A 20,529-nucleotide genomic window follows, 5' to 3' on the forward strand; every position below is an offset into this window, starting at 1 on the left:
AGGTCATTCGATCATTTGAGCTTGCCGCCTGAGACAGCACCTGCTCCTTTGCCGCCAGCGCTTCCTGCATCCTTTGTGGCAGTGGCGAAGGTGTTGGCGATTGCACCGGCACGTACACCGACCCAGGTGAGTGCGCCAATCCAGAACGTAGGCAGGACGATGAACATGGTGCCCATGACGAACATCAGAAGCATGTCGCCAAAGGCATTGTTCAATCCCACCAGCGGGTCGAAGTTGGTGTGCGGCCGATTCCACCCGAAGCCCCAGCCGTAAAGCGCATCGAGGATGGTGCTGTCGATCCAGCGGGCGAGCTGGAACCAGAAGTCCACGAAGAACAGCGCGAACTGCACGACGCTGACGGTGACGACCGTTTTCAGGTCATAGGTGCCGATGACCAGCACGAGCGGGATGCAGATGACCAGCGCCATCTTGAGCAAGGCGAGGACCATGGGCAGAGCCTGTCTCACGACGTCCATGGCAGGAAACGCGGCAATCGCGCCGACTGCCATGCCGACGTCGCCCGTGGCGCGCGTCACGATGTTCGGCAGGGTCTTGTCGATCTGGCCGCCGTAGTCCGTATAGACGCTGCCCTGGTTCAACTTCTGCTGCCGCGGGGAGGCGATGGCGCGGATCACCGAGTCGTCCACCTCGGCCCGGCTCAGGAACCCGGCCCAGCCCGCCAGGCGATTCAGCAGGCTCGGGTCCACCTGTCCCAGCAGGCGTGCCCGCAGGCCGTTGCTGCCATCGGCCCACCACTGCCTACAGTTCGGATAGCCGCCGCCGCTGGCCACCTGCGCAAGCCCGGCATCGCGGTTGCTGTCGTAGGGCCAGTCGTCGCGCGGCGTGCTGGAACGGTACGTGTCGTAGTAGCCGTTGGTGTCGGTGAAGAACCTCGATCCGATCCAGGTCACGTCGTGCATCTGCTGCTCATCGAGCTGAGGGCGCTGCATGAACAGTTTGGCCCGCGCAGGCCCATAGCAATCCCGCGAGAAGTCCGCCACTTCCTGGGCCAGCACCGGGTCGTCAATGCGGGTCGCGTCGATCTCCATGCGCATTTGCCGCAGGTCCGTACCACATGGGATCGCCGCCACCGAGGCGCTCGTGACAGCGCGCGAGAGCGCGTGCATGAAGGCCCACCAGACCGGCACCTTCGCGGACTGGTTGTTGATGGTGCTGAAGGACTGTGACCAGCCGGTATCCGTGGGCTGTGGCACGCTGACCTGGCACTGGGCCGAGCGCGAGCTGTCGTACTGGATGGTGTTGAGGTCCACGTCGATGAACGGAATGCCCGCGAACATCACCACCACGATGGCGACGAAGACCCGGTTCTCGATGCGGACGGCCGAGAGCAAGCCCTTGTTGCCTTCGTCGGCACCTTCCGCACGGGCCTTCAGCCACTCCTGCACGATGATGGCGACGAAAGGCAGCGCGAATACCCCGCTGGACACCAGCACCGCCCAGATGCCGTTGTTGACGATCCAGGACACGAGGGTCAGGTAGTACTCCAGGTAGTCGGTCGTAAAAAGCGTCATGGCACCAATCTCCCCTCAGCCCTGCATCAGCAGGCTGATTTCCAGCGCCACGATGGCGACGCCGCCGGCGATCTCGCTGCGCACCAGACGGCGCCGTGCCTGGGCGTCGTCGCCCTCGCGCGCCAGGAGCCGGCGGCGCATCCACATCCATCCGCAGGCCGTCGCGCCGTACAAGCACAGCCGCCATACCAGGAAGTAGCCCGACGCGGCCGCCAGCCACTGCTCCCAGCCGGCCACGCTGCCGACGAGATAGATGCCGACGATGTTGGCGCCCACGGCAGCGGCAACGAGTACCGCCGTCCACAGCAGCGTCTTCGCCGCGCGCCGGCTGAACAGCCAGCGCGGCCGCAGCCAACTGGAACTCACCGGGGTCATGGGTTGCCTCCCGGATTGCCCCTCTGGAGCCGGTCGAGGCGGTCGGGAACCGGATCGCCCTCGTAGATGCCGCGCGAGCCCGCCGCACGCGTGCCGTGGCGCTGGATGATGGCCATCGGCGAGTTGTTCGCCAACTCGCGCCGCAACTCCAGTTCGGTCTTGAGGTTGCGGATCTCCTGGTCGAGCGTGTCGCTCTCGTGGTTCACCGCATCGACCGCCAACTGGTTCGCCGCCACGTTGGGTTCCTTCTTCCCGGTCAACAGGGTCCGCTGGAGCAGCAATGCCTTCTCCAAGACGGACGACAGTGCGACCTCCGACGCCAGGCGGCGTGCCAGCAGGTCCTGATCCGGTTCGTCGCGCAGCGCCTCGATGACGCCGCGCGTGATGGGCAGCGACGCGCTGCCGGCCGCGCGCAGGTTCTCGAACGTGGTGTTGCGCGTCCCCGAGATCAGCTCCTGAAGGGCTTCCAGCTTCGTCTCGTATTCCTCCTGGATCAGCGGCGTCAGCCCGACCCCGGGCACCGTCTCGGTCTTTGTGCAGGAATCGCAGGTGCGCTGCTCCTGTTCCCCGAGCACCCGCGTCGCCCATTCAACCGCTTGCTGGGGCGACGTCCAGGTCTGGCAGGACAGGCTTGCGCAACTGGCTGGCGCGATGGACGACGTGTCCGTCACGCCGCGGCCGTTGACAAGGTTGTAGCCGGCGCGGGTCACGTCACCGACCACCCGGATCGCACGCTGGCCCGCGCCGCCGGCATTGCTGCCGCCCACCCAGGGCACGCCGTCGTTGCCGCGCCGCGTCTCGGCCTGTTCGATCGCCGACACGGCGTCAGTGCTCGACACCGCGTCGCGCAGCGCCATGCCCTCAGCCATCTGGCTCCAGCCCAACTGGCCACCTGCCATGTCGGCCATCTTCTCGGCCATGGCGCGGCACGCCAGCTTGGAGCGGTCGAAGTCCAGCCGTGCCTGCAGCACGCCATTGGTGAGCAGGTTGTAGAGGCCGGGATCGGCCCGCTGGATGATCAGTGCGGGAAGCGACGCCACGGCGCTTGTGGCGCTCTGGATCACGTTGCTCATGATCTGCTGAAAGCCGTTGGTGATGCCGTTGAGCTGGTTGCGCAACGTCGTCTGGATGCTCATGTCGCCGCAGATCAGGTTGCTGTTCCAGCCAACGCCGACACCGATCGAGCGCATGCCGGCCGCACGCCCCATCGACACCGCGCTGCCGCCGCCGATCGAATACATCACCTCGTCGCCGAGGATGGGGCCGCTGGTCTGGAATCCAGCCTGCGCCCATGCGAGGCCGCAGCCCAAGGTGAGCGCCCCGGCCAGCGCTGTCGGACGCAGCAGACGACGAGCTTGGGCGGGGAGGTTCATCAGTTCTGGACGTTTCATTGCCGTACCCTCAATAGAAATCGACGCTGCCGAGGAACACCTGGCCGCGGCGTTCGCAGCACGCATAGGGCCGCCACAACGCCCAGGCGTAGTCGCCTTGTTGGGCCTGTGTCAGGAAGCCGCTGCGTGGGAAGACCGTGCAGGAGGAAGACAGGACGGGCGTGAGTTCCTGCCACTTGCCTGTCGAGGCATCGCCTTCCATCAGCGCGCCGGCCGGCCAGTAGCCGGGCCGCGAGTTGGCGAGCAGCGGCTGATAGACGTGGATCTGCCCGCGGCGCGTGACGACATCACCCGCACGCTGGGCGACGACTGCACCGGCCTTGTGGTCGTCGGTCTGGTGCAGGAAGCCGCCACGCGGATACACATTGCCCCAGAGGTTCATCGTGGTACGTGCGCCGACCTCGCGCAGCCCCGGAATCAGCGCTTCCGGGTAGGCCATCTCGGGCACGTTGTAGCGCCAGGCCAGCGTGTCCAAGGTGCTGAGCAAGTACGGCATGAACGCCGTACCCGCGCCCTCGCAGAAGTAGCCCGACGATGAGACAAACTGGTTGAACACCTCGACACCAGGGTGGCCGATCACGTCGGCGTTCTTGAACTTGGCGAGGTTGTTTTCGTGGTCCTCGTTCGTCGTCCCGTCGCCGCCCGCCTGGGCAGACGGGTTGGGCGTGCTCATCGCCCGGACTTCGACCCAGGGGTTTTCGCCGGTGTTCGAGTACGACGACACCACCGCATCGGGGATGTAGTGGCGCACCTTGATGGATGTGCGCACCGTGCAGCCGGTCCAGGTGCAGTAGAGCCAGTAGCAGATGCCGACGACGCGGTATTCGAGGCAGTCGGGCGACGCCACCGAGCCGACGATGGTGGCGGTGTTGAGGGCGTAGCTGCCGGTGGCACTGAGCAGCAGCACGGACGCCACGCCAGCGCGCAGGCGGCGCATCAGGTCGAATGCTCGGATCATGGCTGAGGCCTCCGGTGCTGTTCGATGCGCGCGACGGCGCGGGCCACGTCCGGCTCGCCATAGACCACGTAGCGCTGGTCCACCACGACGGCCGGGAGGCTGGTGATGCCCAGGCTCCAAGCGTCTGTGACGCCCTGGTACGCGGAAGCGAGGCGGCGCTGGAGGTCGGTGCCGCCGCTGGACAGCCGGCGCTTGACGATGGCCGTCGCCTGCTCGGGGTCGTTGGGCAGCTCCGCTGAAAGCTCCGCTTCAATCCGGTGGGGCTCGTCCAGCTCGATCAGCCGCTCGCCACCCATGGTCTTGAACGGGTGGCGGCTGTCGGTGACGACCACCACGTCTGCGGCGAAGGCGGCCGGGCTGAAAACGGCCAGCGCGGCCGGCAGCGCAACGGCCAGGCCGAGAGTTCGCCAGCCTGACGCGAACCTGGAAAGAGATGCTGGCATGTCGCGCGCCCTTGAAGTTGATCAGAGCAGTAGTCAAACGCGAAGCCGATGCGGCCCCAACAAACAATGCGCATCGCGCACCGCCCGCATACCTGCTTGTCTCGCGCCCATGAAAAAGCGGAGGCCGAAGCCTCCGCGTGGATCAAGGAGCCGATGCCGTTGCTACAGCAGGCCGGATTCCGCGAACGAGTACGGCGTGCCTTGGCCGACGATGAGGTGATCCAGCACCCTCACGTCGATCAGCGACAACGCAGCCCTCAGCGTTTGGGTCAACGCGCGGTCCGCGCTTGACGGCTCCGTGCAGCCCGAAGGGTGTTGGTGCGAAAGAATGACCGCGGCGGCGTTCAGTTCCAAGGCGCGCTGCAGGATCGGGCGCGCATGCACCGTGGTCGAATGGACCGTGCCCTTGAACATCGGTTCGTAGGCCAGCACTTCGTGCATGCTGTTGAGGAACACGATGGCGAAGACTTCGTTGGGCTCGGCTGCCAGCTTCAGGTTCAAGTAGTCCTTGACGGCGGCGGGCCGTTCGAGGGATGGCCCCTTCTTGAAGACACGCTGCTCCAGCAGCGCGATGGCTTGCCGGATGATCCAGTCATCGGATTGGGACGCTGGTGCAAAACGTGGCTCCACGCAGGAGTCATTGGCGACGAGAGACATGGGCAAACCTCCAGAATGTGAACGGAGGGCGCCCCCCCTGGGAGGGCAAGCCCTCCTGGGGATGGAAATAGCGGAACAAGGTGCATCCACCACCGCGCAGCGGTGATTGTCCGCAGCCAGGATGCGAAGCGAACGGGTCGCGGTCAGCGTGGCAAGCCGCGCCGTAGCCTCCAAGACCGAGGGCTACCTGGGCATGTCGCCGACAGCGTCGGCAGGCATTTCGGATGTGGGGGTGGCGGGCGAGGCCGCCACGTCACTGGTCGGGTCCTCGGCTGCCAGCATGTCCATGGCCGAGAGCAAGGCATCGCCCTCGATCGGCCCCTGCAGCAGGATGGCCTGACCCGTCTGGCGATCGAGCAGCCGCAGCGACGGCGTGGCGTTCACGCCGCTCTTGGTGGCTTCCGCGGCCTGGGCGCGGATGAGCGCATCGGCCCGCTCGCTCGCCAGGCACTGCTCGACGGCCGGCGTCGATTCGGGGTAGCGCAGGCCATCGGGCAGGCCCTGGCCATCGCTGCGCGTGTGGGCATAGACCCACTCGACGGCTTGCCAGAACGCGGCATGTCCGCCCGCTTCGGCGGCGCACTCGACCAGGCGCGCCTCGGCCGACGCGGCGGGCTCGTGCGCGGCCAGCGGCTGGTGGTGCCATTGCAGTGCCACGTCGGTGTTGTTGCCGACCCAGCGCTTGAGCTGCGGGAAGTACTCCCGGCAGAACGGACATTCCAGGTCGGCATAAAGCGTCAGCGTGAAGCGGCCTTCGGCGTTGCCCATCTGCCAGGGCGGCCCGGCGACCTGGGCCGTGCTGACCGGCGTGGACGGCTGCGGCGAGGATTCGTCGGGCGACCGGGACACGCCCCAGATCAGCAGCAGCGCGACCAGTGCAGCGGCCAAGGCCCAAGGCCAGCGGGGCCGCACGTGGCGGCGACGGAACGCTTGGACCTGCATCGGGATGGAAGGACGTTTCTGCTCCATGGCACTCTCCGGCTTACGACAGTTCCAAGGCCGGCGACTCGATGCCGCGCGCTTGGTCGATCCTCTCGGCGACCCGGAAGGCGGCTTCGAGTTCGGTGCAGCCGTACTGCTGCATGAGCTGGTATCGCTCGGCCTTCTCTTCGGGTTCGGTCTGCGCGAGCGCGAGGTACAGGCTCGGCGGCACGGCGCGGAACAGCACTTCCATGCTCTTGGAGAGGATGACGCCCTCGGTGAATTTCCCCGCTTCTTTGCGTGCCGACAGCATCAGCGCCTTCTGCGCGGGCGAAAGTTCGCGGAACCGCGCGATCTTCTCGACCTCATCGGGGGGCATGCTGAGACAGATCCACCACTCGATCATGTTGAGCATGGGCTCTGCAGCGCGCGGCAGATCGTCGATATTTTGTGTAGCCAGCCAGTACCAGGCCCCGAGCTTGCGCCACATTTTTGTGATCTTGACCACGTAGGGCGCAAGCAATGGATTTTTGGTGATGATGTGTCCTTCGTCTGTGACGTTGACGATAGGCCGGCCCAGGTACTGGTCTCGTTCGGCGATGTTGTTCACCGTGCTGATCAGGCTGATGTATGCGATGGAGAGCTGCGCGTTGTAGCCCTCCCGCGCGTAGGTCGCCAGATCGACCAGGGTGATGTCTGCCTCGGGCCACGGAGAGCCATCGCGGTCGAACATCTCGCCGTCGGTGCCTTGGCAGAACATGTCCATCGCGTCCGCCATCTCCATCAGCCGTACGCGGCGCATCTCGGGTAGCGTCGGGTCCTGGCCCCGAGCGCGCAGCGCGTTGCGCACGTCGCGCGTGAGCACCGTGCGCTTCTCGGCCACGCAGTGCTCGGCGGCGTCGAGGATGCACTGGCGGATCAGCGAGCGGTCTGCGCGCGTCATCCGGGCTTCTTCCTTGTCCTCGCCTCCGGTGATCATCAGCCGTGCCGTGATCTCCAGTTCGCCGAGCACGTCGCGCTGCTCGTCCGCCTCCATGGCCGAAGCATCCGGCGGCAGGTCCTCGTCCAGCGCATCGGCATCGAGGGTCTGCACGTCGCTCGGCGTTTCGATCAGCCGGCGCGCATCGGCGAATGGCGCGAGGCTGATGCCCGAGCCAGGAGCCAGCTTGACGCGGTTCACGGTCAGGCCCAGGCGCCGGGCGAAGTCTGCGAACAGGCCGAAGGAGTTCCCGGCCTCCACGATGAACAGCCGCGGCCGGTAGATGGCCGTGACCTGGTTCAAGAGGTTGTTGAGGGTCGCTGACTTGCCCGAGCCGGTAGGGCCGAACAGGAACAGATGGGCGTTCATCTGCCGGTCCAGGCGGTTGAGCGGGTCGAAGGTGATCGGCCCGCCACCGCGATTGAACATCGTGATGCCGGGGTGCCCCGTGCCCTGGGCACGGCCCCACACCGGCGCCAGGTTCGCCGCGTGCTGGGCAAACATCAGTTGGGTGTACCACTTGCGCCGGTCCTGGCCGGGGTTGTAGCAGCACGGCAGCCAGCGCAGGTAGCTGTTGAGCGGCGCCACCTCGTCGTCCTCGCGCACCGGCTGCAAGCCGGCGTTGAGCATCACGTTCGCCAGGTCCAGGCCGCGCCGGTCTAGCTCGGCTTCGTCACGCCCCCGCAAGTAGAACGCCAGCGTCCCGCGGTAGAGCTTGTGCGCGCTGCCGATCAGCGAGCGAGCTTCCTGCACGTCCTTGAGCGTCTGTTCCGACGCCAGCGTCTCGCCCACGGCCTTCTTCGCCAGGTGGTTGAGATCCGCTTCCAGCACATCCTGCGGCGTGGCGACCATGGTAAGACACATCAAGGTGTCTTCTGGCATCTGGTCGAACAGCGTGTTGATGGCATCGCCTTTGCGGGTCTCACCGGTCAGGTGTCCGGTGCCAGGCGGCATGCGCAAACGGTCGGTGATCAGAACCCGGTGCGGCATGCCGTCGAAGTACCAGGTGCCGTGCGCCACGTCGGAGCGCGGCTGGCCGAAGAACAGGCGTTGGCTGAAATCCCGCCCGCTCGCCAGCTCGATTTCGCCGTCCTCGGCCTCGTCGGGGTAGCGCGCCAGCGCGTAGAAGCGCTCCCGGTCCTCTGCACTCGGCCCGAGCATCGCGGGGCGCGGATTGAACCAGCGCAGCAGCCAGTCGTGGACGTCGGCTGCGACCATGCGCCGTGCCTGGATGCCGGCGTTCGCCAGGCCGCCGCACAGGCGGTCGCAAACGATGTTCAGCATCTGCTCGGGCGTCTGGCCGCGGCGGCTTGCCTGCCCGGTGGCACGGCGATAGATCACCATGCGCACCCGCCGCGTCTGGCCGCGCCAGCGCAGCCGCGTGACCACCGTGTCCTCGAACAGGCCGCCCGGCTTGGCGACCGCGCGCAGGTGGTGGCCGAAGAAGCGCAGGTAGAACTCGGTGAACGCGGTATCGCGGGCGCGCGGCTGCACGTAGTCGCGCAGGGTCTGCATGTACTGGTCGAAGCTGGGCTCGTCCTGGGCGTAGAGCTGGAGCACCCAGGGGTTTTCGTCCAGCTCATCGAATGAGTCCTGGAGCGCGTTCTCCAAGGCGTCGCGGGCATGCGCGAGCCAGCCGGGTTCCCGGCCCTCGGTGCCCAGCGGCACCAGCTCGTAGAAGGCAGCGACCGACTGCCCATCCTCCAGCAGCATGGACTTCGACTGCGGCAGGAACTCCACCCAAGGCAGCAGTTCCGCGAACGACGGTGCGACGTCGTACAGCGCCTGCTCGTCGGCTACCGTCGCCGGCCTGCGGCCCTGGACCGCTGCACCGGGTTCGGGGACGCCGGCCTGGCGCAAGGCCTCGACGTGGCGCTGCCAGCCGTCCGGCTTCTCTTCGTCGCCGGTGCCGGATGCGGCCAGCTTCGGCCAGGGAAGTTTCCAGCGCATCAATAGTCCTCCAGCCGTTCACCGGGCATGGCGTACTGCACGCGCTGGTACAGCGGGAAGACCGTCGTGTAGCCCGGAACCGGCACGGGGTCCGTGCCCGCCAGGTGCGGGTACACGTACATGACGAGATCGGGATTGGGCAGGCGCTGGAACTGGCGATAGACCTCGCTCTGCGCCGTGCGCGTGTAGCGCATCTGCTCGGCGGGCGCGGCCTGCACATTGGCGTCGGTCAGCGGCCGGCGCAGGCTCTGGCGCGCGTCGAGCAACTGCCGGCGGGCGACCTGGCCGGTGCCACTGCCGCCGCCACCCGTTTCCTGCTGCCAGACGTCCATCATGGTGCGGTCGCTATGGGTCAGCAGCTCTTCCTTGCTGGTGGCGCAGCCGCCGAGCACGACGACGGCGAGGGCCAGCGCGAGGCCCTTAATCGAGTTCGAGCGCATGGCTTTCTCCTGCACGGTGATCGACGCGCCTGCCTTCGGGGTCGTGATCGATGGCGAGCGGCTTTTCGAGGTGGACGGCGACCTTGGCGCCAGGCTGCACATACACGGCGGCGAAGGCCTGGCCATAGAGCTTGTTGACCCAGGCCGACATGTCCCGCACGCCGCCCGCGAGGATCTGGCCGACTGCTTCCTGGCCGCTGATGCCCACGGTGCCGATGGCGCCGTCCGGGCCGACGTAGGACATGCGGCCGCTGTCGCTTTCGATGAGCGAGGCCACGCCGGCGCCGGCCGCGGTGATCAGGGCCTGGGAGCCGAGGTACTGCTGGGCGTTGCTGCGCCGCTCGCCGCTGACGCAGGGGATGCCGTGCGGGTCGCTGATCCAGCCCAGGCCGTCGCGCTGCTGGTTGTTCTGCTGATTGCCTTCGCGGTCTTCGGGGATCGTGCGGATCGTGCCGTCGTGGAAGACGAAGGTGATGCTCCGCACCTGACCGCGCACGCATGAAAGCGTCCAGTCGCCCGAGGCGGTTCCGCTGAACACGGCACCGGCCACGTCGGGAATGTCGATGCCATTGGCCGTGAGGTTGTCCGGCCCGACCAGCACCTTGAAGGGGTACGGATCGTTCACCGTCCCGTCGATCGGCACGCGGCCGATCAGCGCCGTCATCGCGACCGACCCCATCAGTGTCGAGTTGGTCGGCACGGTATAGACCGGCTTGGCGCTCTTGACGCCTGCCGTACGTGCGCCGGCGTTCGCCACGGTTTCCGCGGTGGTTTCCAGCGTGCTTTGCGCCGGGCCGAAGCTCGTCGGGAAGCTCATGCCGCTGCCCGCGCCACGACCGTTGTTGCGGCCCTCGGCCTTCTTCGCATCATCCGGTTCGACCCAGCGCATGCCGCCTTCCATGCCGGCCTCGTCGCCATCGCGCAGCCCCAGGCCCACGGGCAGATCGGCATGGCCGCCGCCGCGCCCACCGATGCTGTCCAGACGCCGCTGCAGGTCGGCGAGCAGCCCTTCGGTCTGCTGGCGCGCACTGGCCGCCTGTTCCTGGTCGCGGCGCAGGTTGGAGCGCTCGGATTCGAGGGCCGAATTGATGCGCTGATCGATGGAATTCTCGCGCTGGCGCAGCCGCTGGTTTTCCTCGCGCTGCGACTTGTTGTCGGTCAGCGCGGTCTGAAGCTCGGTGCGCAACTGCTTCACCTGGGCGACGAGCGTTGCCACGGTATCGCGGGGGGTATCGCCTTCGATGCCCAACGCCTTCATTTCCTCCGGCGTGAGCTTGGAGCCGGCATCCGCGGCGGGCGGTGCCGACGTGCTTCCGCCGGAGAACAGCCGGATGGCAACGAACAGCACCAGCAAGGCGACCGGGATCATCAGCCACTTGAGCAAGCCGTTACTGCGCATGGCGGGTCTCCTTGCCGTCGCCGGCTTCAGCTTCCGGCTGTGGCAGGTGCGCAGCCGGGTCGAAGCGGTGGATCGCCGGCAGCACTGACTGCGCCAGGCCGCGCCCGCGCGTCACCAGGTACAGGACGGTCGTGTCCTCGGGCGTCCCGCGGGGGCCGAGCGCTTCGTGCTGGAAGGTGGCGGTGAGGAAATCGCCTTGCAGAACGCGCGGGTCGAGCGTGACCCAGCCGCTGCTGCTGTTGATCAGACGCACGGCGGTGACCCACTGGTCTTCCAGACGCCACGACGCGAGCGCGACCGCGCGCACCGGCAGCGTCGGGATCAGCGTGCCGAGGTCGAGGTCGCGGCGCAGGTTCACCCGCATGACGCCGGGCAGCGGCTCCACGGTGCGCAGGGGCGCGTAGAGGTTCTGCGCAGCGAAGCGCGTCAGGACGACCGGAATCGGCGTCTCGCGCCGCGCAGCCCGAGCGACTGCCTGGCCCTGGGCGCGCGCCGGGGCCTCATCGGCACCGCCTGCCTGATCGCCATAGCGCGTCAGGGTGCTGCTGCCCTCGACGATGCGCACCGGCTCCAGCTCGGCTTCGCCGTCCTTGGGCGGCTCGGCCGCGATGTCGAGCAGGATCAGCGCGCCCGTGTCGGCGTCCTGCAATTGCAGCCGTGTGGGCTCGATCGGCTCGCTGGCCCGCAGGTACACCGCGCCACCCGCGCTCTGCACGCGCAGGCGTTCGCCCACGCCCGCAGGCACGCCCACGCGGACGTTCCGGTCGATGAACACGATGCGCTCCTGGCCGACCTTCAGCGGCACCGCCAGCGGCATGCGCTCCCAGCGCAGAATCTCCACAGCATGGGAGACGGGTGCCGCGGCCGCGGCCAGCAGCCCCAGCAGCACGAGTACAGGATGCTTCATGGGGTGTTTCCTCCTTGGGGCGCTTGCGGAGACAGGCCGCCAGGCGCCGGGCGCGTCGGCTCCGGGGCGCTGATGCGCTGGGGCGCACCGTCGTAGCAGTCCAGCGCCAGGCCGAACGGGTTGCGGGCGGGATCGACGTCCACCCGCGTGACCTTCACCGGGTAGCGCACGAGCGCGCGCTTGACCTGCTCGGCGCCGTAGTACTCGTCGGCGGTGATGTCGAGCGTCACCACCCAGTCGCGGTCAGAGACCACGCGCACGCGCGCCGTGGGGTCGTCGCCGTAGCCGCGGCCGGGGATTTCATAAATCCCGCGCACGCGCTGGCGCAGTTCGCCCGTGCTGCGGCGGTAGTCGTAGTCCGCGCGCAGGAAGGCCTGGCAGGACGGGGTGAGATACGGCGAGAGCGTATGGAGGTTGCGCGGGTAGTCCTCTTCGCCGTTCGTCGGCCAGCGATTGAGGGTCTGGAACACGTAGAACGTGAACGCATAGACCGATTCGGGCGGCACTTCCCACCACTTGCGGGTACTGCCGGAGCGCAGGTCGGGCGGGACGTGGATGGTCAGGTCGCGCGGCGCGCTCCACCATCCACCGCCCATGACTAGGGCGACGATGACAAGCGCGCCAGCACCCAGGCGAAGCGTCTTGATGTGCGCCTGCAGGTGGGTGATCTCGTTCTTGAAGCGGCTCATCGTGTCCCCCTTGAGGCAGACCTTCGGGTGGTCCAGAAGCCGGAGCGCGAGATCAGCACGTGGCCGCTCACCCAGCCCGCCATCAGCGGATGGCGCGTGGCGATGCGCCATTGCAGTTGCCGGTACAGCCAGGTGTCGGGACGCCCGCGCTTGAGCCGGCGCAGGATGCCGCCGCCGATGAAGACGCCCAGGGCCACACCCAGGACGACGAACGTCGGCGCGATGGCGATCGTGCGGAACGCCCAGGACAGCGGCGCGCCGACCAGCAGGCCGGCGGCGCCGGACAGGCCGCAGCAGATCCACAGCTCGTCGGCGGTCAGGCCGCGCACAACAACGGGATGGCGGTTGAGCCGGTGCGGAAGGAACGTGACCGTCCCGTCCGCACGGACGTGCTGCTGCTCGGACATACCGGCCTCGCCTTACAGGATGCCGGTGGCTTCGGTGAGCAACCAGATGCCGATCACGAGCAGCACGGCACCGATCGCGACGGTGAGGCCGAACTGGCCCCAGGTCTTGCGGCCGGTGTGGATTTCCGCGTAGGTCCCGTAGGCGTGGTAGCAGACGCCGATAAACATCGACGCCACGACCAGGAGCGCCACGAGCATGATGATGTCGTAGCCGTAGTTCCTGATCGTTTCCATGATGCCGTTGCCGGTGCCGCGGGTCGGGTTCTCCAACTGCGGCAAGCCTTGCGCAAACGACAGCGCGGGCAGCGCGGCGGCGCCCAGTGCCACAGCGGCGCGCTGGGCAAGACGGGAATGGAGGATGCGGTTTTGCATGGTCGTGCCTTTCAGGTCAGGAGAGGAGGAAGAAGCTCAGGACGAGGTACATCGCGACGAAGCGGATGCAGACTCCGAGGAACTGGCGTTGGTTGAGGCGGCTCTCGGACCACCCCACGTAGGCCGTTCGGATGGCCCAGACGCCCCACACGAGCAGGACCGCGAACACGACGCCGACCAGGACGGTCGCCATCGCCGAAGGTGCGATGCCGCTGTTGGCTTGAAATGCCGAGACCTGGGCGCCGTTCATTGCTTGGCTTCCGTAGTCGTCGGCGATGGCGAGGCGGCCCGCTCGGTGCGGTAGTCGCCGGCCAGTTCGGAGGGGTCGCGCGGCTGGGCACGCGACGGTGTGAGATGGGCCTGGATGCCGGCGCGCACGCGCGCCAGGTCAGCCAGCAGCCGCGGGTAATCGAAGTGGTAGCGCTCGCCCGGCTGGATGGGGGCACGCGCGGCGCTGTCGGCTACGGTGCGCTCCAGCGCATCGAGCTGGCGCAGCGCGGCGACCAGCTCCTGGCGCTGTGCGGGGGACTCGGCCAACGCCATCGGGGACTGACCCAGCAGCAGGGCCGTCACGAGAAAAATGGGCACGCCGCGATGCGCGGCGCGCTGCCAGACCGGAGCCAACATCGCGCCATTCCTGTGTGATCAGCAATGGCTTGATCGTGGAGATCAGGGCGACTTCATGCTGCAAACAATAGGAACTGCGCGGTAACCGGGTTATCGAGAGCTTCGAAACTCGCCAACTGAATAGTGGCCTGCAACAAGTGTTCGTTAGTAGAATTGAGCAGACTTGGCAAACTAAGGCTATGAAAGACCAACCGAGAAGGTTTGCAGATGACTGATGCCGAAAACGAAATCCTCACACTTGAAGAGGTGGCGGTTTACCTCAAAGCAGGAAAAAGGACGGTCTATCGCCTGGCTCAAAAGGGAGAGATTCCCGCGTTCAAGCTGGGGGGAACCTGGCGCTTCTGTCGTTCTGATCTTGAGCGCTGGATTGCCGAAAGCACCAACAAGCAGAAGCCGGGGGCTTGAGTGAGTTTTTGCCACACTTGCCACCACATCAAGTCCGGGACAGGACAAGGGGAGAATCACCGTTGACGACGCAGCAACCTTTGACGCCGTATCAAAGCCAGTACGTCGCGTGGCTGCTCACCCGTCGCGCGGCGGGCGACACCGTTGAATCGCTGGCCTCGACACTGGTCGATTCGCAGGTCGATCTCAACCCGCATCAGGTTGACGCCGCCCTTTTTGCCTGCCGCAACCCGCTTTCGCGTGGCGTCATACTGGCCGACGAAGTGGGTCTTGGCAAAACCATCGAGGCAGGCTTGGTGATTTCACAGCGCTGGGCGGAGAGACGGCGCAAGGTGCTCATCATCGTCCCGGCCAACTTGCGCAAACAGTGGCATCAGGAGTTGCAGGACAAGTTCAGCCTGCAAGGGCTGATCCTCGAAGCCAAGAGCTACAACGCCATCCGCAAGCAGGAGCGGAAAAACCCGTTTCTGATGTCCTCCGGCCCGATCATCTGCTCCTACCAGTTCGCCAAGGCGAAGGCCAAGGACATCAAGGAGATCGAGTGGGACTTGGTCGTCTTGGACGAGGCCCATCGCCTGCGCAACGTCTACAAGACCAGCAACGTCATCGCCAAGACGTTGAAAGACGCAATGGCGCACGTCCATTCCAAGGTGCTGCTCACTGCCACGCCTTTGCAGAACTCGCTGGTCGAACTCTATGGTCTCGTCAGCATCATCGATGATCGTGTATTCGGCGACCTCGACAGCTTCCGCGCGCAATTCACCTCCAGCGGGCGCGATCAAGCCTTCGGAGCATTGCGCGAACGGCTGGCCACCGTCTGCAAACGCACCCTGCGCAAGCAGGTGCAGCCTTACGTCTCCTACACGGCGCGCAAGGCCATCGTGCAGGAATTCACCCCGTCAAACGAGGAGCAGGAACTGTCCCGCCTCGTCGCCGACTACCTGCGCCGCCCCAACCTGCAAGCGCTGCCGCAAAGCCAGCGGCAACTGATCTCCCTCGTCTTGTGGAAGCTGCTGGCGTCCAGCACGCACGCCATTGCGGGCGCGCTGGAAACGATGGCCAAGCGCCTGCAAGGCGTGCTCGATGCATCGCCGGTGGTCGATCTGACGGACGAGCTGGACGAAGACTACGAGTCGCTCGATGAGGTTGCTGACGAAAGCGGCGCCGAGGAGTTCGCCGACGGCGAGGACGACCCGGCAGCGGATGCTGCCGGGCCTAGCCAAGAGGAGCGCACCGCCATCTCCAACGAGATCGACGAGCTGCGCCACTTCAAAACGCTGGCCACCAGCATCCGCGACAACGCCAAAGGCAAGGCGCTACTCACCGCCTTGGACAAAGCATTCGCCGAACTGAATCGGCTGGTCGCGGCCAAGAAGGCCATCATCTTCACCGAATCCAGGCGCACGCAGGATTACCTACTGAGCCTGCTGGCGGACACGTCCTACGGCGACGGCATCGTCCTCTTCAACGGCACCAACAGCGACGCCCGCGCGCAGGCCATCTACAAGGACTGGATCAAACGCCACGAAGGCACTGACCACATCACCGGCTCCAAGACCGCCGACACGCGCGCCGCACTGGTCGAGCACTTCAAGGAACGCGGCACGGTGATGATTGCCACCGAAGCGGGCGCGGAAGGCATCAACCTGCAGTTCTGCTCACTGGTCATCAACTACGACCTGCCGTGGAACCCGCAGCGCATTGAGCAGCGCATTGGGCGCTGCCACCGCTATGGGCAGAAGCACGACGTGGTAGTGGTCAACTTTGTGGATCGCAGCAACGAGGCCGACGCCCGCGTGTACGAACTGCTGGAGCAGAAATTCCAACTGTTCGACGGCGTGTTCGGGGCCAGCGATGAAGTGCTCGGCACGATTGGCTCCGGCGTGGACTTTGAACGCCGCATCGCTGACATCTACCAGAACTGCCGCAACCCGAGCGAAATCAAGGCCAGCTTCGAACAGCTCCAACTTGACCTCTCCGGCGAGATCAGCGAAGCGATGGTCAAGACCCGGCAGATTTTGCTGGAGAACTTCGACGAGGAAGTGCAGGACAAACTCCGCGTCCGCGCCGAGGACAGCCGCAGCGCCCGCAGCCGCTTCGAGCGGATGCTGATGGACTTGAGTCGGGCAGAGTTGGGCGATTGCGCCAGCTTCGATGACGACGGCTTTCACCTGCGGCGCGCGCCGGATGGCATCGAAGGCAGCGGCATTGAAGGCATCGAACTGGGGCGCTATGAACTGCCACGCCGCTCCGGCGACGCGCACCTGTACCGCATCAATCATCCGCTGGCGCTGTGGATCGCGCAGCAGGCCAAGACCCGCCCGCTCGGCGGGGCCAAGCTGGTGTTCGACTACGACGGCTACGGCAGCAAGGTCAGCACCCTGGAGCCGTATCGCGGCAAGGCTGGTTGGCTCACGCTCAAGCTGCTTGTCGTCGAAGCCCTGGGCAATCAGGAGCAGCATCTCTTGGTTGCAGCCACCACCACTGACGGTGTGTCGCTGGACGAAGAAGACCCGGAGAAGCTGCTGCGTCTGCCCGCGACCACGCAGGCAGCGAGCCTGTTCAATAACGCAGGCGATGCCACGCTGGTAGCCAACGTGGCAACGCGCAAGACGGAGCTGCTGCGCGACATCAACCAACGCAACCTTGGCTACTTCGAGCAGGAAGTGCAGAAGTTGGACGCCTGGGCCGATGACCTGAAACTCGGCCTTGAGCAAGAAATCAAGGAGATCGACCGCGAGATCAAGGAAGTTCGCCGCACGGCAGCCACCTCGCCCACGCTGGAAGAAAAACTGTCATGGCAGAAGAAGCAGCGCGAACTGGAAGGCAAGCGCAGCAAGCTGCGGCGGGAACTGTTCAATCGGCAGGATGAGGTCGAAGCGCAGCGCAACGACTTGATCAGTCAGTTGGAGGTGCAGCTCCATCAACGGGTGGAAGAGCGCACGCTGTTCACTATCGAGTGGGGGCTGACATGATGACAAAAAGAGATATTTCTCGGGGTGCAATTTGGCGGCAGTGGGATCTGCATGTCCATACACCAGCATCGTTTCATTGGTCGGGAGATAGGTTCGATGTCGATCTCTCTTCTGCAAAGAGCAAGAAGCTGGTCGATGAAATGATCGAAGCCATGAACAAGGCAGAACCGGCTGTGTTCGCGATCATGGATTACTGGACCTTTGACGGCTGGCTTGCACTACGAAAGCGCCTCAAGGACGAGGACGCCCCCGTCCTGAAAAAAACCGTCCTTCCAGGGATCGAACTTCGGCTTGCCGCGCCAATGAAGGGGCGACTGAATGCACACGTACTGTTCTCGAACGAGGTCGATGAACAGGTGCTCAGGGATTTCATATCTGCCTTGCGCATTGAGTTAGTGGACAGGCCACTTTCCGAGCCTGCGTTGAGAGAGCTTGCCAGGAAGGTCGGCGAGGACAAGTTGAAGCATCACGGCTTCAAAAAGGCCGATGTAGATGCTTCCGACGAGAAGGCTCTGCTTGCTGGGGCGGTGATTGCGGAGATCAACGCTGACTCATACAGGGAAGCGATTCGGAAGGTCCCGAACGAGCACGCGATTGGCCTTATGCCGTTTGATACGAATGACGGACTGGCCGAGGTTGGGTGGCAAGAGCACTACGCCTATGCCATGAACCTCTTTCAAACTTCTCCGATCTTCGAGACACGAGACACCGACCTGCGTGGCGCATTTGTTGGCGAGCAGACAGCCGGCAACGCCAAGTGGTTCAAGAATTTTCAAGCAGGTCTGAATAATATTCCGCGCTTGGCAGTCTCAGGAAGCGACGCCCACTGCTTCGTTGGAACACCTGGCGACAACAACAAGCGGGGCTATGGCGACTTCCCCTCCGGGAAAAGGACGTGGATCAAAGCCGACCCGACGTTCCACGGCCTCAAGCAAGCCATTCTTGAGCCAGCGAAACGCTCCTTCATTGGTGACAAGCCGCCCAAGGTTCAAGAAGTCGAGTCCAACAAGACCTTCTACATCGAGTCGATCGAGATCACCAAAACAGGGGACAAGGCTGGCGTTGGGCGGTGGCTGCATGGCTGTGACATCCTGCTGAACCCCGATCTTGTCGCCGTTATTGGGAACAAGGGAAGTGGCAAGAGTGCATTGGCGGATGTCATCGCGACGCTCGGCAACTCCAAGCAGTCCAAGCACTTCAGCTTCTTGAAGAGGGATCGCTTTTGGGGCAAGACCGGCGAGCCCGCTCGCCACTTCACCGGAACGCTAACCTGGCGAGACGAAAGCACCGAGTCCAGGCCGTTGAATGAGTCACCTTCAGAGGAGAAGGCCGAGCTTGTTCGCTACATCCCGCAGGGCTATTTCGAAGAGCTTTGCAATGAGCACGTATCGGGTAAGTCGAACGCATTTGAGAAAGAGCTGAGGTCAGTGATCTTCTCCCATGCGAGCGAAGAAATGAGGCTTGGCGCACTCGACTTCGATCAGTTGACCGAGCAGCAGGAGCAATCGCTCAGGAACCGATTGGGTGAATACCGCAAGGAACTGACATCGACCAACGCAACCATCGTTCGCATCGAGGAGCAGCTTCAACCCATTGAACTGAAAAAACTCACTGATCTGCTCCTGCTGAAGAGCAAGCAGATCGAGGAACACGACAAGCTGAAGCCTGCGGAGGTTGCGGTGCCGACCGAAGCTATGAGCCCCGAGCAGAAACAAGCGGCTGAAGGCTTGGCGGCAGCAAGTCAACAGGTGGACGCTGCCAGAAAGCGCAGCCAAGAGATCGCTGGCGAGACCACTGAACTGGCCAAACGTCAAAAGGCCATAGGAAATATTCGTGAGCAGTTGAGATTGCTGCAACGTGCTTTCGATCAAGCCGAAAAAACCGTCTCCGACGATCTCAATCTTCTTGGCTTCGCTTGGTCCGATCTTGCCGCCATCGACATCAAGACCGCCGTTCTGGAAGAAAAATCGACCGAGTTGGCGACGAAGCAAGGCGAGATAAAGATCGAGGCTGAAAAACTGGCGGAAGTCCTCAATTCCGCCACTGCAACCCAGCAAGGTTTCACCGCAAAGTTGAACGCGCCGCAACAGCAATATGAGGCCTACCAGCGCCAGCTTGCGGAATGGAACACGAAGCGCGACGAACTCATCGGCTCAATCACCGACCCTGAGACCAAGGTCGGCTTGGAAACCAGAATCGAGCAGATCGAGGAGCTTCCGCAGCAGCTCAAGGTTTTGGAAGCGAGGCGTTTGCAGTTGTCCGGGGAAATCTTCGATACCCTCGATGCACAGCGGCGTGCACGTGCGGAACTGTTCAAGCCGGTGCAAGACCTGATTCAGAAAAATGTCCTGATACGCGAGGACTACAGGCTGCAGTTCCAGGCAACGCTGGCGGCATCCGCCGACGCCATCGCCGACCAGTTGTTTGCTCTGATCAAGCAGACCGCAGGTGACTTTCGCGGGCAGGACGAAGCACCGGCGACCATCAGAAGATTGTTCGATGGCCATGACCTGAACAGCAAGGATGGGGCGCTAGCCTTCATTGCCTCCTTGCAGGAGAAGGTTTTGGCAGCGGCGAAGGCCTCCGGCTCGGATGCCGGGATATTCAGTTTGCTGAAGAAGGGGCAGCCGGCCGCGGCCGTCTATGACCTCATCTTTGGCTTGAACTTCCTTGAGCCTCGCTACTCGCTCCTCTTCCAGGACACGCAGATCGAGCAACTGTCCCCTGGTCAACGTGGCGCGCTCTTGCTGATCTTCTACTTGCTGGTGGACAAGGGAAAAACCCCCATCATTCTTGATCAGCCGGAAGAGAATCTTGACAACGAGACGGTGTTCCGTCTGCTCGTTCCCGTTCTCTCCGAAGCCAAAAAGCAGCGGCAGATCATCATGGTCACGCACAACCCCAATTTGGCGGTTGTGTGCGACGCCGAACAAATCATCCACGCAAGATTCGACCGCGCATCGGACTCCACTATCCGCTACGAATCGGGAGCCATCGAGAACACGGGGCTGAACGAAGCTGTCGTGACCATCTTGGAGGGGACGAAACCCGCATTCGAGAACCGCTACGGGAAGTACCACTGACATGGCGGCCCTTGAACCA

General features: G+C 64.6%; 19 protein-coding genes. 3 read left to right on the forward strand and 16 right to left on the reverse strand.

The genetic code is table 11. The annotated features are described in order from the left end of the window. Window positions 1-11 precede the first annotated feature (11 nt). The 16 genes from BM275_RS06605 to BM275_RS06680 all read right to left on the reverse strand — a co-directional run bounded on the left by BM275_RS06605 (window position 12) and on the right by BM275_RS06680 (window position 14,047). Window positions 12-1,532 carry a conjugal transfer protein TraG N-terminal domain-containing protein gene (locus BM275_RS06605; RefSeq protein WP_047219618.1) on the reverse strand — a complete coding sequence of 507 codons (1,521 nt, stop codon included), beginning with the start codon at window positions 1,530-1,532 and terminating at the stop codon, window positions 12-14. A 15-nt stretch (window positions 1,533-1,547) separates the two neighbouring features. Beyond that, window positions 1,548-1,907 carry a hypothetical protein gene (locus tag BM275_RS06610; RefSeq protein ID WP_056930811.1) on the reverse strand — a complete coding sequence of 120 codons (360 nt, stop codon included), beginning with the start codon at window positions 1,905-1,907 and terminating at the stop codon, window positions 1,548-1,550. Further along, on the reverse strand, window positions 1,904-3,298 hold the full coding sequence (locus BM275_RS06615) for an integrating conjugative element protein (protein ID WP_056930810.1): 1,395 nt from the start codon (window positions 3,296-3,298) through the stop codon (window positions 1,904-1,906). Before BM275_RS06615 ends, BM275_RS06610 begins: the two co-directional genes overlap by 4 nt. Before the next feature lie 10 nt (window positions 3,299-3,308). Continuing rightward, on the reverse strand, window positions 3,309-4,256 hold the full coding sequence (locus tag BM275_RS06620) for a TIGR03756 family integrating conjugative element protein (RefSeq protein WP_056930809.1): 948 nt from the start codon (window positions 4,254-4,256) through the stop codon (window positions 3,309-3,311). After that, a complete protein-coding gene (locus BM275_RS06625; RefSeq protein ID WP_056930808.1) occupies window positions 4,253-4,699 on the reverse strand; it encodes a TIGR03757 family integrating conjugative element protein in 447 nt (148 codons plus the stop codon). The genes BM275_RS06620 and BM275_RS06625 overlap by 4 nt, the downstream gene beginning before the upstream one ends. A gap of 162 nt (window positions 4,700-4,861) precedes the next feature. Continuing rightward, window positions 4,862-5,356 (reverse strand): JAB domain-containing protein, encoded by a 495-nt coding sequence (locus tag BM275_RS06630; protein WP_056930807.1) that lies wholly within the window; start codon window positions 5,354-5,356, stop codon window positions 4,862-4,864. A gap of 183 nt (window positions 5,357-5,539) precedes the next feature. Continuing rightward, the gene (locus BM275_RS06635) at window positions 5,540-6,325 is read right to left on the reverse strand and encodes a DsbA family protein (protein ID WP_056930806.1); all 786 of its coding nucleotides are present in this window, start codon (window positions 6,323-6,325) and stop codon (window positions 5,540-5,542) included. Between the two features lie 13 nt (window positions 6,326-6,338). Next, window positions 6,339-9,206: a conjugative transfer ATPase gene (locus tag BM275_RS06640; RefSeq protein WP_056930805.1), complete on the reverse strand. Its 2,868-nt coding sequence runs from the start codon at window positions 9,204-9,206 to the stop codon at window positions 6,339-6,341. Next, the gene (locus tag BM275_RS06645; RefSeq protein ID WP_033999104.1) at window positions 9,206-9,646 is read right to left on the reverse strand and encodes a TIGR03751 family conjugal transfer lipoprotein; all 441 of its coding nucleotides are present in this window, start codon (window positions 9,644-9,646) and stop codon (window positions 9,206-9,208) included. The genes BM275_RS06640 and BM275_RS06645 overlap by 1 nt, the downstream gene beginning before the upstream one ends. Further along, window positions 9,627-11,045: a TIGR03752 family integrating conjugative element protein gene (locus BM275_RS06650; protein ID WP_033999105.1), complete on the reverse strand. Its 1,419-nt coding sequence runs from the start codon at window positions 11,043-11,045 to the stop codon at window positions 9,627-9,629. Before BM275_RS06650 ends, BM275_RS06645 begins: the two co-directional genes overlap by 20 nt. After that, on the reverse strand, window positions 11,035-11,952 hold the full coding sequence (locus BM275_RS06655) for a TIGR03749 family integrating conjugative element protein (protein ID WP_033999106.1): 918 nt from the start codon (window positions 11,950-11,952) through the stop codon (window positions 11,035-11,037). Before BM275_RS06655 ends, BM275_RS06650 begins: the two co-directional genes overlap by 11 nt. Continuing rightward, window positions 11,949-12,641 carry a PFL_4703 family integrating conjugative element protein gene (locus tag BM275_RS06660; RefSeq protein WP_003821110.1) on the reverse strand — a complete coding sequence of 231 codons (693 nt, stop codon included), beginning with the start codon at window positions 12,639-12,641 and terminating at the stop codon, window positions 11,949-11,951. The genes BM275_RS06655 and BM275_RS06660 overlap by 4 nt, the downstream gene beginning before the upstream one ends. Further along, window positions 12,638-13,048 (reverse strand): TIGR03750 family conjugal transfer protein, encoded by a 411-nt coding sequence (locus tag BM275_RS06665; protein ID WP_023095488.1) that lies wholly within the window; start codon window positions 13,046-13,048, stop codon window positions 12,638-12,640. Before BM275_RS06665 ends, BM275_RS06660 begins: the two co-directional genes overlap by 4 nt. A gap of 12 nt (window positions 13,049-13,060) precedes the next feature. Continuing rightward, on the reverse strand, window positions 13,061-13,420 hold the full coding sequence (locus BM275_RS06670; RefSeq protein WP_023095489.1) for a TIGR03745 family integrating conjugative element membrane protein: 360 nt from the start codon (window positions 13,418-13,420) through the stop codon (window positions 13,061-13,063). Window positions 13,421-13,436: 16 nt separating this feature from the next. Then, window positions 13,437-13,670, reverse strand: a complete 234-nt coding sequence (locus BM275_RS06675) for a TIGR03758 family integrating conjugative element protein (protein WP_003050225.1) — start codon at window positions 13,668-13,670, stop codon at window positions 13,437-13,439. Further along, on the reverse strand, window positions 13,667-14,047 hold the full coding sequence (locus BM275_RS06680) for an integrative conjugative element protein, RAQPRD family (RefSeq protein ID WP_033999109.1): 381 nt from the start codon (window positions 14,045-14,047) through the stop codon (window positions 13,667-13,669). The genes BM275_RS06675 and BM275_RS06680 overlap by 4 nt, the downstream gene beginning before the upstream one ends. Before the next feature lie 207 nt (window positions 14,048-14,254). Here BM275_RS06680 and BM275_RS06685 point away from each other — a divergent pair, with 207 nt between their 5' ends. From BM275_RS06685 to BM275_RS06695, 3 genes are all read left to right on the forward strand, one after another. Next, window positions 14,255-14,452, forward strand: coding sequence for a helix-turn-helix domain-containing protein (locus tag BM275_RS06685; RefSeq protein ID WP_023095491.1), 198 nt, complete (start codon window positions 14,255-14,257; stop codon window positions 14,450-14,452). A gap of 80 nt (window positions 14,453-14,532) precedes the next feature. Continuing rightward, window positions 14,533-17,427, forward strand: coding sequence for an SNF2-related protein (locus BM275_RS06690; protein ID WP_244153862.1), 2,895 nt, complete (start codon window positions 14,533-14,535; stop codon window positions 17,425-17,427). Then, complete coding sequence (locus BM275_RS06695) at window positions 17,424-20,510, forward strand: TrlF family AAA-like ATPase (protein WP_090520101.1); 3,087 nt, start codon at window positions 17,424-17,426, stop codon at window positions 20,508-20,510. Before BM275_RS06690 ends, BM275_RS06695 begins: the two co-directional genes overlap by 4 nt. Window positions 20,511-20,529 lie beyond the last annotated feature (19 nt).

This window comes from Stutzerimonas kunmingensis (assembly GCF_900114065.1).
GTDB classification, from domain to species: domain Bacteria; phylum Pseudomonadota; class Gammaproteobacteria; order Pseudomonadales; family Pseudomonadaceae; genus Stutzerimonas; species Stutzerimonas kunmingensis.